Annotated in this window: 16 protein-coding genes and 1 other RNA gene; 12 read left to right on the top strand and 5 right to left on the bottom strand. The window is 35.2% G+C overall.

Annotated features, from left to right (window positions below; translation table 11 throughout):
- The first annotated feature begins 170 nt into the window (after nt 1-170).
- The 8 genes from ICJ85_RS09785 to ICJ85_RS09750 all read left to right on the top strand — a co-directional run bounded on the left by ICJ85_RS09785 (nt 171) and on the right by ICJ85_RS09750 (nt 4,861).
- Nucleotides 171-530, top strand: coding sequence for a hypothetical protein (locus ICJ85_RS09785; RefSeq protein ID WP_188223607.1), 360 nt, complete (start codon nt 171-173; stop codon nt 528-530).
- Nucleotides 531-573: 43 nt separating this feature from the next.
- On the top strand, nt 574-1,392 hold the full coding sequence (kdsA, locus tag ICJ85_RS09780; RefSeq protein WP_188223606.1) for a 3-deoxy-8-phosphooctulonate synthase: 819 nt from the start codon (nt 574-576) through the stop codon (nt 1,390-1,392).
- Between the two features lie 13 nt (nt 1,393-1,405).
- Nucleotides 1,406-2,269 (top strand): hypothetical protein, encoded by an 864-nt coding sequence (locus tag ICJ85_RS09775; RefSeq protein ID WP_188223605.1) that lies wholly within the window; start codon nt 1,406-1,408, stop codon nt 2,267-2,269.
- A 178-nt stretch (nt 2,270-2,447) separates the two neighbouring features.
- Entirely contained in the window at nt 2,448-3,056 is a 609-nt protein-coding gene (locus ICJ85_RS09770) for an ABC transporter permease family protein (RefSeq protein WP_188223604.1), read from the top strand.
- A gap of 8 nt (nt 3,057-3,064) precedes the next feature.
- Nucleotides 3,065-3,364, top strand: coding sequence for a hypothetical protein (locus ICJ85_RS09765; RefSeq protein ID WP_241739526.1), 300 nt, complete (start codon nt 3,065-3,067; stop codon nt 3,362-3,364).
- A gap of 32 nt (nt 3,365-3,396) precedes the next feature.
- A complete protein-coding gene (locus ICJ85_RS09760) occupies nt 3,397-3,690 on the top strand; it encodes a winged helix-turn-helix domain-containing protein (RefSeq protein WP_188223603.1) in 294 nt (97 codons plus the stop codon).
- A gap of 108 nt (nt 3,691-3,798) precedes the next feature.
- Nucleotides 3,799-4,242: a ubiquinone biosynthesis protein COQ4 gene (locus tag ICJ85_RS09755; RefSeq protein ID WP_241739525.1), complete on the top strand. Its 444-nt coding sequence runs from the start codon at nt 3,799-3,801 to the stop codon at nt 4,240-4,242.
- On the top strand, nt 4,223-4,861 hold the full coding sequence (locus ICJ85_RS09750; protein ID WP_188223601.1) for a DUF1361 domain-containing protein: 639 nt from the start codon (nt 4,223-4,225) through the stop codon (nt 4,859-4,861). The genes ICJ85_RS09755 and ICJ85_RS09750 overlap by 20 nt, the downstream gene beginning before the upstream one ends.
- A gap of 128 nt (nt 4,862-4,989) precedes the next feature.
- On the opposite strand, the gene ICJ85_RS09745 is transcribed toward ICJ85_RS09750, so the two are convergent.
- Both ICJ85_RS09745 and ICJ85_RS09740 read right to left on the bottom strand, forming a co-directional pair.
- Entirely contained in the window at nt 4,990-5,775 is a 786-nt protein-coding gene (locus tag ICJ85_RS09745) for an SDR family NAD(P)-dependent oxidoreductase (protein ID WP_188223600.1), read from the bottom strand.
- A gap of 38 nt (nt 5,776-5,813) precedes the next feature.
- Nucleotides 5,814-7,019 (bottom strand): NAD(P)-dependent oxidoreductase, encoded by a 1,206-nt coding sequence (locus tag ICJ85_RS09740; RefSeq protein WP_188223652.1) that lies wholly within the window; start codon nt 7,017-7,019, stop codon nt 5,814-5,816.
- A gap of 216 nt (nt 7,020-7,235) precedes the next feature.
- Here ICJ85_RS09740 and ssrA point away from each other — a divergent pair.
- The 4 genes from ssrA (at nt 7,236) to ICJ85_RS09720 (ending at nt 11,959) form a co-directional block, all read left to right on the top strand.
- Nucleotides 7,236-7,631, top strand: a transfer-messenger RNA (tmRNA) gene (gene ssrA, locus ICJ85_RS09735).
- 169 nt (nt 7,632-7,800) lie between these two features.
- Nucleotides 7,801-8,013 carry an antibiotic biosynthesis monooxygenase family protein gene (locus tag ICJ85_RS09730; protein WP_317173069.1) on the top strand — a complete coding sequence of 71 codons (213 nt, stop codon included), beginning with the start codon at nt 7,801-7,803 and terminating at the stop codon, nt 8,011-8,013.
- A 3-nt stretch (nt 8,014-8,016) separates the two neighbouring features.
- Nucleotides 8,017-8,652 carry a class I SAM-dependent DNA methyltransferase gene (locus tag ICJ85_RS09725; protein WP_188223599.1) on the top strand — a complete coding sequence of 212 codons (636 nt, stop codon included), beginning with the start codon at nt 8,017-8,019 and terminating at the stop codon, nt 8,650-8,652.
- 76 nt (nt 8,653-8,728) lie between these two features.
- Entirely contained in the window at nt 8,729-11,959 is a 3,231-nt protein-coding gene (locus ICJ85_RS09720) for a glycoside hydrolase family 2 TIM barrel-domain containing protein (RefSeq protein ID WP_188223598.1), read from the top strand.
- A 146-nt stretch (nt 11,960-12,105) separates the two neighbouring features.
- Here ICJ85_RS09720 and glmM read toward each other — a convergent pair whose 3' ends face one another.
- The 3 genes from glmM to nagB all read right to left on the bottom strand — a co-directional run bounded on the left by glmM (nt 12,106) and on the right by nagB (nt 15,865).
- Nucleotides 12,106-13,491 (bottom strand): phosphoglucosamine mutase, encoded by a 1,386-nt coding sequence (gene glmM, locus ICJ85_RS09715; protein ID WP_188223597.1) that lies wholly within the window; start codon nt 13,489-13,491, stop codon nt 12,106-12,108.
- Nucleotides 13,492-13,591: 100 nt separating this feature from the next.
- Nucleotides 13,592-13,924: a hypothetical protein gene (locus ICJ85_RS09710; RefSeq protein WP_188223596.1), complete on the bottom strand. Its 333-nt coding sequence runs from the start codon at nt 13,922-13,924 to the stop codon at nt 13,592-13,594.
- A gap of 12 nt (nt 13,925-13,936) precedes the next feature.
- A complete protein-coding gene (gene nagB / locus ICJ85_RS09705; RefSeq protein ID WP_188223595.1) occupies nt 13,937-15,865 on the bottom strand; it encodes a glucosamine-6-phosphate deaminase in 1,929 nt (642 codons plus the stop codon).
- Nucleotides 15,866-15,887 lie beyond the last annotated feature (22 nt).

Here is a 15,887-nt window from a genome sequence, read left to right as displayed (position 1 = left end):
AGTCTGCAAAGGTACGTCATATTTTTTTGATTTAGTTAATAAAATGTTACATTTAAGATTTGAATTAATTTTAACGTCATTTTAACGCTAACTCATTGTATATTAGCAATCCAAAACACGAAAACCTCTCGTATAACGTTATACAGATTACAATTAATATCTCTCGAAAAATGAAAACGTTAAATAAATATTCTAAGTTTATACCTTATCTTTATTTTATTACAGCTTCGGCGTACTGGTTTACACTAATTAACAGAACCGAAGGCCTAAGCGCTTACCCTATTTTACTTTTAGGCATTCCATTTTTATGGCAACTTATAAAACCTAACAAAAGCTTAAACTTTACACTTGGCATTACCTTTGTTTGTCTGTCTTCTTATTTAATTGTTGGCTACTTATTAAACATATCAGGTATATCCGGGTATTTTCAAGATTCACAAAATTTCATTTTTAACGGTGCCATATTTATAGTATGCAATCTATTAATGGCCCTATGGATTATTAGAAATAGTTTAAATAGAGCGTTCTAAAAATGACTATCTTTGTCGCTTAATTTTATGAAAATTTAAGCAGATGAATCTTCAAGAGATCCCTAAAATAAAACATGTAAATGCTAATAATTTCTTCCTGCTTTGTGGACCATGCGCCATTGAAGGAGAAGATATGGCCTTGCGTATTGCCGAAAAAGTAGTATCGATTACCGACAAATTAGAAATTCCCTATGTATTTAAAGGAAGTTTTAAAAAAGCTAATCGTAGTCGAGTTGACAGCTTTACGGGTATTGGAGATGAAAAAGCATTAAAAATTCTTCAAAAAGTATCCCAAACTTTTGATGTACCTACAGTAACAGATATTCACGAAGTTTCAGACGCCGGATTAGCAGCGCAATACGTTGATGTGTTACAAATTCCAGCGTTCTTAGTGCGACAAACCGATTTAGTGGTTGCTGCTGCAAAAACAGGTAAAGTCGTTAACCTTAAAAAAGGACAATTTATGAGTCCTGAGGCGATGAAACACGCTGTACAAAAAGTTAAGGATTCCGGAAACAACAAAGCCTGGATAACAGACAGAGGCACTATGTTTGGATATCAGGATATGATTGTAGATTTCCGTGGTATTCCAACCATGAGAGGATTTGCTCCAACGGTTTTAGACGTTACACACAGTTTGCAACAACCCAATCAAACAAGTGGTGTAACTGGAGGAAGGCCTGATATGATTGAAACCGTTGCCAGAGCTGGTGTGGTTAACAATGTTGATGGTTTATTTATTGAAACTCATTTCGACCCTGCCAAAGCTAAAAGTGATGGCGCCAACATGCTTCACTTAGATAATCTTGAAAAACTTCTTAGCAACTTAGTTGCCATCAGAAAAACTGTTAATAATCTATAAATAAACGTCATTAATGACAAAACGCGCTATAAAACCTATTCTATTAGGTTTAGCTTTTTTATTGTCGAGTTTCACAATAATTGCCCAGGAACATATTTCCACCAAATATACTACTAATAATAAAGGAAAATTCTTTATTAGTTGGGGAGGTAACCGCGAACGATATTCAAAATCTGACATTACTTTTAAAGGTGAAGATTATCATTTTACAATAAAAAATGCAACGGCTCACGACAAACCCAAAGGCTGGCATATCGATTATATCAACCCAACCCGTATTACTATTCCGCAAACCAATGTAAAAGTGGGATATTTTATTTCAGATAAATACACCATTTCATTAGGTATCGACCATATGAAATACGTTATGGACAGAAATGAATCACGACGTTTAAATGGGTATATCGATTTACCGGAAAGTGAAGCTGGTTCTATATATAACGGTACGTATAACAACGATGCCTTTTTAGTATCGGAGGAGTTTTTAAAATTTGAACACACAAACGGTTTAAATTATGTCTATGTCGAAATTGCGCGCTTTGATGATTTATCCTCTATTTTCGGAATTAATAACACAGATAAATTTCAAATCAATATAACGGAAGGTATCGGTGGTGGAGCTTTAGTTCCTAAAACCAACACGACCTTACTACAAAAAGAACGTTACGATGAATTTCACTTGTCAGGTTACGGAATTTCAGCTACTGCTGGTTTAAATTTATTGTTCTTCAAACACTTCTTTATTCAAACAGATTTAAGAGGTGGTTATATTAACATGCCAGATATTAGAACGACGAGTAATACTGCCGAAAGTGCTTCGCAACACTTTATGTTTATTCAAAATGTCATTTCTATTGGAGGTATGTTTAGAATCTAATTTTCTTAGTAACATAAATACAATTGAAGTCCCCGGTTTGGGGACTTTTTTGTTGTAATTCATATTGAATAGTCCTCAGTTAAATAGAACTCCTCAAAAAAATATTTTAATCTTAGCTACATTTTATTTGGAAATATTGAAATTTATTCATTTACTTTGTAATTCAAAGTACTTTAATATGGAACCAAAAGACTATTTAAAAGACATTAGTGAAATTAAAAATTTAATGAATAAATCATCTCGATTTATTTCACTTAGTGGATTATCTGGAGTCATGGCAGGAATTTATGCACTTTTAGGAGCTGCCTATGCCTATTGGCTGGTAAGTAATTCCACACATGAGTATTTAATTTTAGATGGCACTGTTTTTAAATTGATTTTACTTGATTTATTTTTAGTAGCCTTATTCAGTATCATAACGGCTGTTATTTTAACAACCCGAAAAGCCAAGCAAAACGGATCAAAAATCTGGGATACTTCATCAAAACGTCTGCTTATAAACTTTTTAATTCCATTAGTTTCAGGAGGACTTTACATTCTCATTATTTTAGGAAATCAAAAATATGGTCAAACCGGGGCCCTAATGCTTATATTTTACGGATTAGCTTTAATAAATGCATCGAAGTACAGTATTGGTGATATCAGATATTTAGGAGTTATTGAAATTATTCTGGGATTAATCGCAGCCCTATTGCCTGGTTACGGCTTTTGGTTTTGGGTTTTAGGCTTTGGAGTGATGCACATTGTTTACGGTACCTGGATGCATTTTAAACACGATAAAAAATAACTTTAAACATGAACGCTATGTTAACTAATTGTAGAAGAATTTATATTATCCTAGGCGTTATATCGGTAGTACTTATCATTCCGTTTATAGCTATGCAGTTTAGTACTGAAGTAAACTGGAGTCTCTTCGATTTTATTGTTATGGGTGGTTTATTATTAACCGTCGGACTTTTCTTTGAATTAATTATTAGAACATTCCGTAAGCCATCCGTTAAGATAGTTCTAATAGTTATACTATTTTTGCTCTTTCTGTTAATATGGGCCGAGTTAGCCGTTGGTATTTTTGGAACACAATTCGCCGGAAGTTAACACCCATTGAGCATTGCCTTTAAAAATAGACTATGAGTATTATTAATAACATAAATAAAGTTTTCGATCATCGTATTCGCTTAGGCATCATGTCTGTTTTAATGGTAAATGAATATGCCGATTTCAATACGCTAAAGGAATTGCTAGGTGCTACCGATGGTAATTTGGCAAGCCATACCAAAGCACTTGAAAAAGCCGAATATATAACCATAGAAAAACAATTTATAGGCCGAAAACCCAATACCAGATACAGCACAACCAAATTAGGTGAAGTTGAATTTAAAAAGCATATTGATGCTCTTGAAAAATTGATACACAAACAATAACTATTTTTTTACCCATTCACTTTGAACCACAAAGTACTTTTAAAAATGAAAATAAGAAAAAAATTGATAGAATGGCTGTTTAATATATCTCAGAAAGTATACACTCACATGTTTAAACATCATAAACCTTGGGGAATAACCAAACATGACCTTCTTACCTACCCTTCAGAAAGTATCGGTAAACATCTTGGGCTGTTTTTAGAAAAAAATAATTTTGAATTAATTGCAAAAGTCGAACGCCATGATGCTTATCATACCATAACAGGATATGGCACTTGTGTAGAAGATGAAATTGCCTTACAGTGCCTTTGTTTTGGCAATGGCAAACGAAGTCTCTATTTATACGGTGCCATGATTTTAGGCATTATAATTTTACCCGATTACTTCCCATATTATTACAGATCATACAAATTGGGCAAAACAGCAAATTCCTTCCATCATTACGATTATAAAAAGTTACTTCATGTTAACATTCATGACTTCAGAGAAGTCATTTTTTCGAAATCCTATCTACAACATAAAACTTCATCTTATGAACAATTTACATTTTAGCCTTAAAATAGCTTTCACCTTTTTTAGTATTGGTACCATTCTATTTTTAATTCAGTTAATCATTAATAAAATATTTTTAATCATGACTAATTTCAAAACCTACATCTGTAATCAATTTAACATTTTAGTTTTAATCGGTTCATCCATGCTTTTCAGCATCTTGCTATTAATGATTAGAATAAAACTGAATCATTCTTTTTTCTATCTGTTTTTAATATGGAATTTATTTTTAGCCTTTATACCGTTTGCTTTAACTAGCTACTTATCGACAAGGTCAAGGCAACACAAAGTTTCCTTTGGTTTATACTTTTTCACTTGGCTCGCCTTTTTACCTAATGCGCCTTATATTATTACCGACTTTCTACATTTGCGATTCGGAGATTATCAATTGTTATGGCTAGATGTTTTAATGTTAGCTTCTTTCTCTGGCAACGGGATTTTGCTATTTCTTCTATCTGTAAAAGATATGAAACAAATACTCCTTCAACATTTCAGTGTTAACGTATCTAGACGCATCATAACATCTATTTTTCTTTTAACAGCATTCGGCATATATTTAGGTCGGTTTTTACGCTACAATTCCTGGGAAATCATTCAGAATCCATTCGAATTATTTTAGGACATACTAGATATAGTAATTCATCCGATGCTTCATTATGAAGCCTGGATATTTACTTTTATTTTTAGTATATTTTTAGCGCTTACGTACAAGACGCTAAATATCTTTTATAAAACGGCACCTAAAAATTAAGCTACTTCCCTATTCTTTTCCTGAATTTTTCTAACTATAGAAGTCGCTGCTCGACGTGACATAAATCTCGGTAAAACAGCAAGAAACTTATTGAACCTACCTGGAATAGCATAACTCTTACCGTTCAGCATGGCTTTATATCCATATTCAGCTACAGCTTTAGCACAGCCCATATTAAAACTAATTTTATTATCGCAGCTGTCTGCTGAAACGGTTTGCTGGAACTTTGTTTTTGTAGGTCCGGGACACAGTGCAGTTACAGTTACACCCGTACCTTTTAATTCGTTAGCAATAGCTTCAGAAAAGGAAAGCATATAGCCTTTTGAGGCATAGTAAATAGACATTAATGGTCCAGGCTGAAACGCTGCCAACGAAGACATATTTAATATTCTACCAAAGCCACGCTTTACCATGCCCTCAAGTATAAGCTTCGTTAAGTGGGTTGTGGTCATTATGTGCACATTTAGCATAGCTTGCTCGCGTTCCCAGTCGGTATCTGTGAACGAGCCGAAAAGTCCGAAACCAGCATTATTAACTAAAACATCGACATTAACACCATTAATATCTTCCATAATCTCAGCTGCTACATTGGACTGACTCAAATCTTTTGCCAGAATATCAACCTTACAATTAAAGGTTTCTTGTATATGATGCTGTGCTTTCTCAAGATTATTTTTGTCAATATCAATTAAAATTAATTGATACCCATCGTTAGCTAATAGTAATGAAAGTTCGTAACCCAAACCTGAAGCGGCTCCGGTTATTAATGCTGTTTTTGTCATAAATGTTTTAAAATAATTGGGGCATTAAAAGGCTAAATCTAATGTTTTCCTTCCACATAATCCTGCAAATACGTAAAACGTTTGGTTAATTTGCCGTTTTCAGTGATTTTTGCACGCTGCAACACACCATCTTTATCATTGTTAAAAAATGCAGGAATAACATGTTGCAAAAACATGTCTCCGAAGCCTTCGCTCGCATCTTTTGGCAATTCACAAGGCAAATTATCTACTGCCATAACGGCAATAACATCTGGTTTCGTATAATCTGTTTCAGATTCTGTTTGTGGATCGTAACCATAAATAGGATCAGCAATGGTTGACGCTCGTAAAGTGGTTGCTACCGGCCCATCGACATCACAACTAATATCTGCCACTACTCTTATATTAAAATCTTTTGATTTCACATCTTCACGAGTATATAAATAAGGCGCACCATCGCCATAAAAATGTCCTGCGATATACAAATCGGTTACCTTAGCAAAGCGCATAAAGTCTGACTGATACGCTTCCGGATGATTAAAGAAATCGAAATTATCAATCACTTGTCCGTCTTTTCGTTTATTATAATCTAAAACATCAATTTTACAATAAACCGGTTTAAAAAACGTCTTATTCAAGTAATCTTCTACTGAAACCTGCTCAATTTCCATAGCATCCAACATTTCCTGAGAACCATTTGCCACCTTCCCACTACCCGTCAACAAGATTTTTATCTTAGGAAGTTTTAATGTCTTTAATTGCTGAATGAGTTCTTCCTGATTTGTCAAGGTCCCGGCTTTAGACAGTTCCCATGAATTATATTTCAGTCCCCAGGTTCTAAATCCATTGTAGGTTCCTACAATTCCAGCATAGCGACCAAAACCTATTAAACGGAATCCTTTACTGTTTACTATGGTTTCATGATCATACAGTTCTATATTCTTTTCTAAAATGGCTTGCAGTAACTTTCGGTTATAAGGCTGCTTTTTTATAGTATGCGAAAAGAAAAAGTACTTTTTGTCAGGTACCAAAGCTTCAATTGGCACTTCTTTGACACCTATAAAGACATCGCAATCTGACACTTTGGTTGTCACCTCGAATCCTTGAGCTTCATATTCTGAATCTGGAAACACACGTATATCGGAAGCTTCGACTTTAAAGGTGGCATCGGGGAATTTATCTCTAGCTTTAGCTAATTCGGTTGGAGAAAAAACAACACGACGGTCTGGCGGATTTTTGCGTTCTTTAATAATAGCAAATGATATAGGCATAAACTACTGGTTTATTTGGTAATTAAGTTTAGTTGAAAATGAATTTGGAATAATTCTTGCTCTAAAATAGGTGGATTATTATTGAATTACAAAGTTTTTGATAACTTTGCGTTCGCGTTAAGGATTGAGGCATTGTTGGAGCTCCTTGAAAAGAGCGACTGCCGAAAGCCAGACCCGACAGGGTAACGCCATACTTATTACATTAATACTGGGGTCGACTGGTTTTGACAGCGAGATTAATTGAACGGTAAGCACGTCGTGTAATGATTTTGAAACACGTTAAAGGCTAAATCAAACTTTAAACGGCGAGAATAACTACGCTTTAGCTGCTTAATCTGAATTATAGTAAGATTTGCCTAGGCGCACAAGGTGCGCAAGCTAAATGTCTCCGGAAAGCCTTGGTTAACGGCGTTCCTTTTAGAGGCATCGTAAATGTTGACATAGATTGGGTAGTGCTTTGATGCCCTTTCGAAATTAAAAAAGCTAAGCTTATAAGTGGGTTGTCTTTAACCAGCTTTTAGTCGAAAATACAAGAAAAGAATAAACGTGTAGAAAGCCCTTTGGTTACTTGTTTGGACGAGAGTTCGATTCTCTCCGACTCCACTTTAAAGCCTCGAAAAAATTAAAATTTTTCGAGGCTTTATTTTTTCTTAAATTTATGTCATGACAATTGCTTATACCCCCAAACCTCCGTATTACGCTGTAATAATATTTACTTCTATTAAAACCAATAATAACGAAGGTTATGAAGATATGGCTGAACTGATGGTTGCTCTTGCCAAACAACAAGACGGTTTTTTTAGGTATTGAAAGCTCCAGAAACGCAATAGGTATTACCGTATCGCATTGGAAAGATTTAGAATCCATTCGAAACTGGAAAAGCCATGTAGATCATCAAATAGCTCAAAAGCGAGGCAAACAAGAATGGCACAAGGCTTATAAAACACGAATCGCTAAAGTTGAACGTGATTACGGATTTGAAAATTAGGCAATGAATAAATACCAAGAAACATTTAACACCTGGAATAACATAGCTAAGTTCTATGAGGATGCGTTTTTTGATTTAGAGTTATATAACGACACGTACGATTTCTTTTTAGACAATCTTACAGATAAAAAATCGAAAGTTTTAGATGTAGGGTGCGGGCCTGGAAACATAACCAAATATCTTTTATCTAAAAATCCTAAACTAAAAATAAAAGGCCTAGACATTTCTGAAAATATGATAGCATTAGCTAAGGCGAATAATAAAACTGCTGAATTTGAAATCATGGATATTAGAAACTTAAACACAATACAAGGAAGATTTCATGGTATTATCTGTGGTTTTTGTCTCCCATATTTATCTAAACAGGACTGTTCTAAACTCATTTCAAATAGTTGTCAATTACTCCATAAAAACGGCATTCTTTATTTAAGCTTTGTTGAAGGCGATTATGAAAAATCCGGATTTATATCTGGCAGTACTGGAGATCGTGTCTTTTTCTATTATCACAATCTAAAAAAACTCAAAATCCAATTAGCTGCTTATAACTTTGATACTCCGGTAATTTATCAAAAGCAATACACTAAAAGCGATGGTTCCTCAGAAACCCATAGTATTTTAATCTCAAAAAAACATCAATAATCCATTGCTTAACTTAAACAACAAACATATCTTACATCCCAATTAACACATTATTAACTCAACTTTTAAATTAAAAATGTACAAACCCCTTATGCTTATGGTTGTGGTCCTTTTAGCTGCAACATTAAACGCCCAAGAAAATATCATCGACCTATCAGGAACTTGGCATGTTACACTAAGTGAAGAAAAACCGGAAATTGAAAACACAACAACATACAAACGTGAAGGAATAATAAATTTACCTTCATCGCTAGCTCGACAAGGCTACGGACTAAAAACAACAGGATCCGATTTTGGTGTATTAACTCCAGAGTATAAATATTTAGGCATCGCAACTTTCGATAAAGACATCGAAATTCCTAAAAACTGGAAAAACAAAAAAATCCAACTATTTTTAGAACGCGTTTTATGGGAATCTAAAATATTTATTGACGGTATAGAACAAAGCACCCAAGACGCTTTAGGAACACCACATATTCACAATCTTGAAAACCTTACTCCCGGAAAACATCATATATCTATTGAAGTTAACAATGATATGATTCATAACATTGGAGACAAAGGTCATGCCTACGGGGAATATACGCAAAGCATCTGGAATGGTATTGTTGGCCGAATGGAATTAACAGCTAAAGACCCTACACATGTTGAAACTATTAGAACTTTTTCAGATATTGATAATGATAAATTACGAATTGAAACTCGTTTTATTTCAGCTAAAAAAGAAAAAACAACCATTACTTTCAATATTAGCGAGCTAGGAAAATCAAATGTTGTTAAATCTTTTGAAACCACCTTTACCTCTGATGCTGGTGAACATAAAAAAGAATTTACAATCGATTTAAATGAAGCTCTAAAACAATGGAACGAATTCGACCCTACAGTCTACATATTATCTACAACCATAAAAACAAAAAAATACGAAGACACTAAGTTAACCGAATTTGGCTACTTAAAAATAGGGCACGACAGCACACATATACTCATTAATAACTCTCCGGTTTTTTTACGCGGAAATTTAGACTGTGTACATTTCCCTTTAACAGGTTACCCGTCAACAAAAGTTGAAGACTGGGAAAAGATTTTTAAAATCTATAAATCCTATGGATTAAACCACGCCAGATTTCACTCATGGTGCCCTCCCGAAGCAGCCTTTAAAGCAGCTAACAGAGTTGGGATTTACCTGCAAGCCGAAGCTTCTATCTGGATTGACTGGTGGATGAGCGTTGACAATACCGAACGTGGTCGCCCGGAAATGAACACTAAAGGTTTTCCGCAAGGTTTAGGAAAAGAGCCGGAAAGAGATCAATTCGCTATTGAAGAAATGAACCGCGTGGTAGATTTTTACGGTAACAACCCGTCATTTACCATGTTTTGTATCGGTAACGAACTTGGTAATTCAGATTTCGATATTATGAAGCAATGGGTTAAAACTTTAAAAGAAAAAGATAACAGACGACTGTATTCAGTTTCAACCGCACGAAAAGTTACCGAAGTAGACGACTACATGGCAACTCATTACATTCAAGGTATAGGACGTACACGAGGATTAAATGGTGCACATACCGACTGGGATTTTGAAGACACCTACAAACAAATGAACATTCCTATTATTGCTCACGAAATTGGTCAGTGGCCAGTATATCCTTCGTGGAGTGAAATAGATAAATATTCAGGCGTGCTCAAAGCCCGAAACTTTGAAGAGTTTAAAGCTATGGCCGAAAAAAATGGTATTGCAGACCAAGCCGATGATTTTAAAATGGCGTCGGGTGCTTTAAATCAAATCATGTATAAGTATGAAACCGAATCCTTTTTAAGAACCAAAAGTTGTGCAGGTGTACAGCTCTTAAGCATGCAGGATTATCAAGGGCAAGGTGAAGCTTTAATTGGGTGGCTTGACGCTCACTGGGAAAGCAAAGGCATTACAACTCCGGAAAAATTTAAATCTCATTTTAACGAAACCACACCATTACTTCGTTTAGAAAAATATGTCTGGACAAACAACGAAACACTTACTGCGGATATACAATTATCACACTTTGGGCAATTCCCTATAAAATCAGGAAATATTATTACTGAAATTAAAACCGCTTCCGGAAAGGTTCTTAAAACTGAAGACTGGGCTTTAAACAACTTACCTGTTGGTAGCTTGAGTGATATTGGAGCCATAACACTTCCGTTGAGTAATATTAAAGAAGCGCAGCGTCTAATCATTTCTGTTTATGTAGAAGATACCGATTTTAAAAATGAATGGAATATTTGGGTTTACCCTTCAAATCTTCCTGAAACCAATTCTAAAAATATTGTGGTAAGCAATCTTCTGGATGAAAACACCATTAAAGCACTCGAAGCTGGGAAAAATGTTTTATTAATTGCCAACAATTTAGGAACTGAAGAAAACAGTGTGAATTTAAATTTTACGCCCCTTTATTGGTCGTTAACGTTCTTCCCTGGTCAAGGAAAAACTAATATTGGTATGCTTTTAAAAGACAAACATCCGGCATTTAAACATTTCTCAACAAATTACCACAGCGACTGGCAATGGGAAACCATAATGAAAAACTCTAAAGGGTTTATTTTAAACGAAACCCCACAAAACTATAAACCAATCGCGCAGGTTGTTGACGATTTTCACCGAAACAATAAAGAAGGCGCCATTTTTGAATTAAAAGTTGGTAAAGGTAATCTTTTAGTTTGCGGATTTAATATTGCCAACAGCGATTTACCTGTTGCCAGACAACTTCAATACAGCCTTAAAAAATACATGAATTCTAAAGATTTCACTCCTACGCTTTCAATAGATATCAACACTTTAAAAAGCATGCTTCCATACATCCCGAAAGCCGAAAATATTACGGTAGAAGGCGATTTTAAAAATGCTATTTTACAAGTGAAAGCTGCTGAAAATTTAAACGTTGAAAATGAAAATATAGCCTGGAAAACAGAACAAGACCAAATTCTCGTTGCAAAATCCGTGAAATATAATGTAAAAAGTGATGGTGCATGGAAAGACAAAGATGGCAATGCCTGGCATGGTGAAGAAATGACTATTACGCTTAATTGTCCTGAAGGAATGCTTGGTAGTTTTTACGCATTGTTTGACGACTGGAACAAACAAAATCGTGAAGGCTACGTTGAATTTGAAGGTCGAAAAGTACATCTGGGAAGGCACAAAAATAAAGGTGGTAAATGGGTTAAATTTCACGTGATGCGAGAAGACAGTAACGACGGTAAACTTATTTTAAAAACCAAAGCCACAAAAGGCAAAAACTTAATGATTCGTCAAATTGTTTTAGAAAACGAATAAACTCAATAGCTTATCTAATCACAAACCCCTTTTACTTTTGTATCAGGGGTTTTTGCTTTTACGTATTGCATTCTTTATTAAATGTTTAGAGAATAAAAAAGGTCCGTTAAAAAACGGACCTTAACTAATAACGCTAAATAAAAACCTTATATTAAGGTTTTTATATTTTCAATAATGGTATCAGCTAACTGATCGGCACCTTCTTGAGAAGAACTCTCAGTATAAATTCTGATAATCGGTTCTGTATTCGATTTACGAAGGTGTACCCATTCTGTTTCAAAATCAATCTTCACACCATCAATCGTATTCACCTCTTCGTTTTTATATTGTTCAGCCATTTGTTCTAAAATAGCATCAACATTTATTTCTGGTGTCAACTCTATTTTCTTCTTACTCATAAAGTAATTCGGGTAAGACTCTCTTAATGCTTTACATGATATGTTTTGATGTGCTAAATGCGATAAGAACAAGACCACTCCTACTAAAGAGTCCCTTCCGTAATGCGCATCTGGATAAATGATTCCCCCGTTGCCTTCTCCTCCAATTACAGCATTGGCTGCTTTCATTTCTATAACCACATTGACTTCACCAACAGCACTTGCTGTATAGGTCCCACCATGCTTTTCAGTAACATCTCTTAACGCTCTAGATGATGATAAATTAGAAACCGTGTTCCCCCCTTTCAATCGTCCTAAAACATAGTCGGCACAGGCTACAAGCGTGTATTCTTCTCCAAACATCGAACCGTCTTCACAAATAAGCGCTAATCTATCCACGTCCGGATCAACTACAATTCCGAAATGAGCTTGCTCATCAACAACCAATTTTGAGATATCGGTTAAATGTTCTTTTAAAGGTTCTGGGTTGTGAGGAAAATGTCCATTAGGCTCACAATACAACTGAACACACTCTACTCCTAAACGCTCTAATAACGCAGGAATAGCAATTCCTCCCGTTGAATTCACCGCATCAACAACTACTTTAAATCCTGATTTTTTGATGGCTTCAACATCGACCAATTCTAATTTTAAAACTTCATCGATATGTTTTTCAATATAACCTTCAACTTCAGTATAAATACCTAAATCGTCAACTTCGGCAAAGATATATGCATCCTCTTCGGCTACTTTTAAAATTTTAGCACCTTCAACCCCATCTAAGAATTCCCCTTTGTTGTTTAATAACTTTAAGGCATTCCATTGTTTCGGATTATGACTTGCCGTGATGATAATTCCTCCATCGGCTCCTTCTAATGGCACCGCTACTTCAACGGTCGGGGTTGTTGATAATCCTATGTTTTTTACATGAATGCCTAAACCTACTAAGGTCTGACTCACCAACGTACTTATCATCGCTCCAGAAATTCTGGCATCACGACCTATTACGACCGTTAGTTCTTTATCAGGATTCTGATCCTTTAACCACATTCCGTAGGCTGCAGCAAATTTTACTGCATCTACAGGTGTTAAATTATCGCCTACGTTACCACCAATGGTTCCGCGAATTCCTGAGATTGATTTTATTAATGTCATTGTATTTTTACTCGATAATCGAGGTAAATTTTTTAAAGGAGCCTCAAAATTTAATTTCTGCTACCTGCTAAAATTGTGAATGTAAATTTAGTTTATTCTCTTAATAAGATTTGTTTTCATGAAACTCGCATATATGTTTATGTATGCTTTTAATTTGTTTCATCATACTTTGGCAAGTCGCTTCAGTCTTACCTTCTACTTGTAATGCCACATTTAACTCTTTTTCAGTATTCTGAAAACAACTAATACTAAACCATCCATTAGGAAAAAACACTTTCAATGCTTCTGATTCTTCGTTCTTAAGGAATAAATCAAATTCACCAATAACCCAATTTAAAAACCGACAATAGGCTATCTTACTATCTACTAATGCAATTTCCTTTATTTGGAAATTGGATGGCTTAGTTTTAGTGTTATGTTTTAATGTTAACATTAACTTATATATTTAGAATATCCATCTTACAAAGGCTTCCATAGCTGCATAATGCGCTAAACCTAACTGATGGTATAATTCTGCAGTTTCTCTATTTCTATCTTCTGCACGTTGCCAGAACTCTCTGCTATCACTTCCTTGGAATACAACACCATCTTTTTGAGACTGGTGTTTAAAGATTCCATGACGTTTTTCTAATACCTGTCCTGGACTCATTGGTACAGCCATTTCAATTTCATCAATCCCCCATTCTTGCCATGCACCACGATATAACCACACCCAACAGTCACTCATAAATGGTTTTTCTTTTAATCGTTTTACCGATTCGAAAATCGCATCTAAACACACTTTATGTGTTCCATGTGGATCGGCTAAATCTCCTGCTGCATAAATTTGATGCGGCTGAACTTTCTCGATAAGCTCCATAGTGATTTTGATATCTTCTTCACCTATTGGTTTCTTTTCTATAGTCCCCGTTTCGTAGAACGGTAATTCCATAAAATGGATATTTTCATCTTTCAATCCGACAAAATGCGATGTCGCTCGAGCTTCACCTTTTCTAATAATTCCTTTAATGTAACGCACCTCCGGAATATCAATTTCACTATCTTTTTTATTCTTTAAAAAGTCGATTGCCTTTTCGTAAATAGCATTTGCTTCTGGACTTTCAATACCAAATTTCTCATTGTAATCGCATACGAAAGCCGCAAAACGTAAGGCTTCATCATCTGCCACTGCAATGTTCCCTGAGGTCTGATATGCTACATGCACATCATGCCCTTGCTCTTGTAAACGTTTAAACGTTCCTCCCATACTAATGATATCATCATCTGGGTGTGGACTGAAAATTAAAACACGTTTTCTTGCTGGCTCCGCACGCTCCGGACGCTTACTATCATCGGCATTTGGTTTTCCACCTGGCCATCCGGTAATCGTTTGCTGTACTTTATTGAAGATGTTAATATTGATATCGTACGCAGGTCCTGAATCGGCTAATAAGTCGCTCATTCCGTTTTCGATATAATCGGCATCGGTAAGCATTAAAATAGGTTTCTTTAAGCTTAAGGCCAATCCTAATACAGCCTTTCTCGCCATCTTATCGGTCCACTCTACTTTCTCTACTAACCATGGCGTATCTATTCGAGTTAATTTTGAAGATGCACTCTTATCAATTACAAAAGTTGCATTTCGGTGTTCCTGTAAGAATGATGCCGGAACCTGATTAGTTACAGGTCCTTCAACCGAAGCTTTGATGATGTTAGATTTACCTTCACCCCAAGCCATTAACACCACGCGCTTAGCTTCCATAATTTTCTTAACTCCAAGCGTAATCGCTGTCCTTGGTGTTTTATCTAATCCACCAAAATCTTTACTTGCCGCCACACGTGTGATATGATCTAAAGCAACTAATCTCGTTTTTGAGTTTTGTAAAGATCCTGATTCGTTAAATCCGATATGCCCATTACCACCAATACCTAATATTTGCAAATCGATACCGCCTAAAGCTTCAATTTTAGCTTCGTAAGCATTACAATATGCAGAGATTTCTTCTTTCGATAAGGTCCCATCTGGAATATGAACATTTTCTGGTAAGATATCTACTTGATTAAAAAGCAATTCATTCATAAAACGCACATAACTATGCACTGAATCCGGCTCCATTGGATAATATTCATCCAGATTAAAGCTAATTACATTTTTAAAGCTTAAACCTTCCTCCTTGTGTAAGCGCACAAGTTCAGCATATAAGCCTTTTGGAGTTGACCCTGTAGCCAATCCTAAAATACAATTTTCATTTTTAGATTGCTTTTGCTTTATAAGCTCTGCAATCTCTTTTGCTACTGCTTTTGATGCTGCTAATGAATCTTCAAAAACTACAGTATCAACGTTTTCAAAACGTTTTTCAAAACCTGTCGCTTTATCTGCACTACTTTTAATCATAACCTATCTCCTTTTTAATCTT

It is taken from the genome of Aestuariibaculum marinum, from assembly GCF_014596975.1.
Lineage (GTDB): Bacteria > Bacteroidota > Bacteroidia > Flavobacteriales > Flavobacteriaceae > Aestuariibaculum > Aestuariibaculum marinum.
This window is presented reverse-complemented; position numbering and strand designations above follow the sequence as displayed.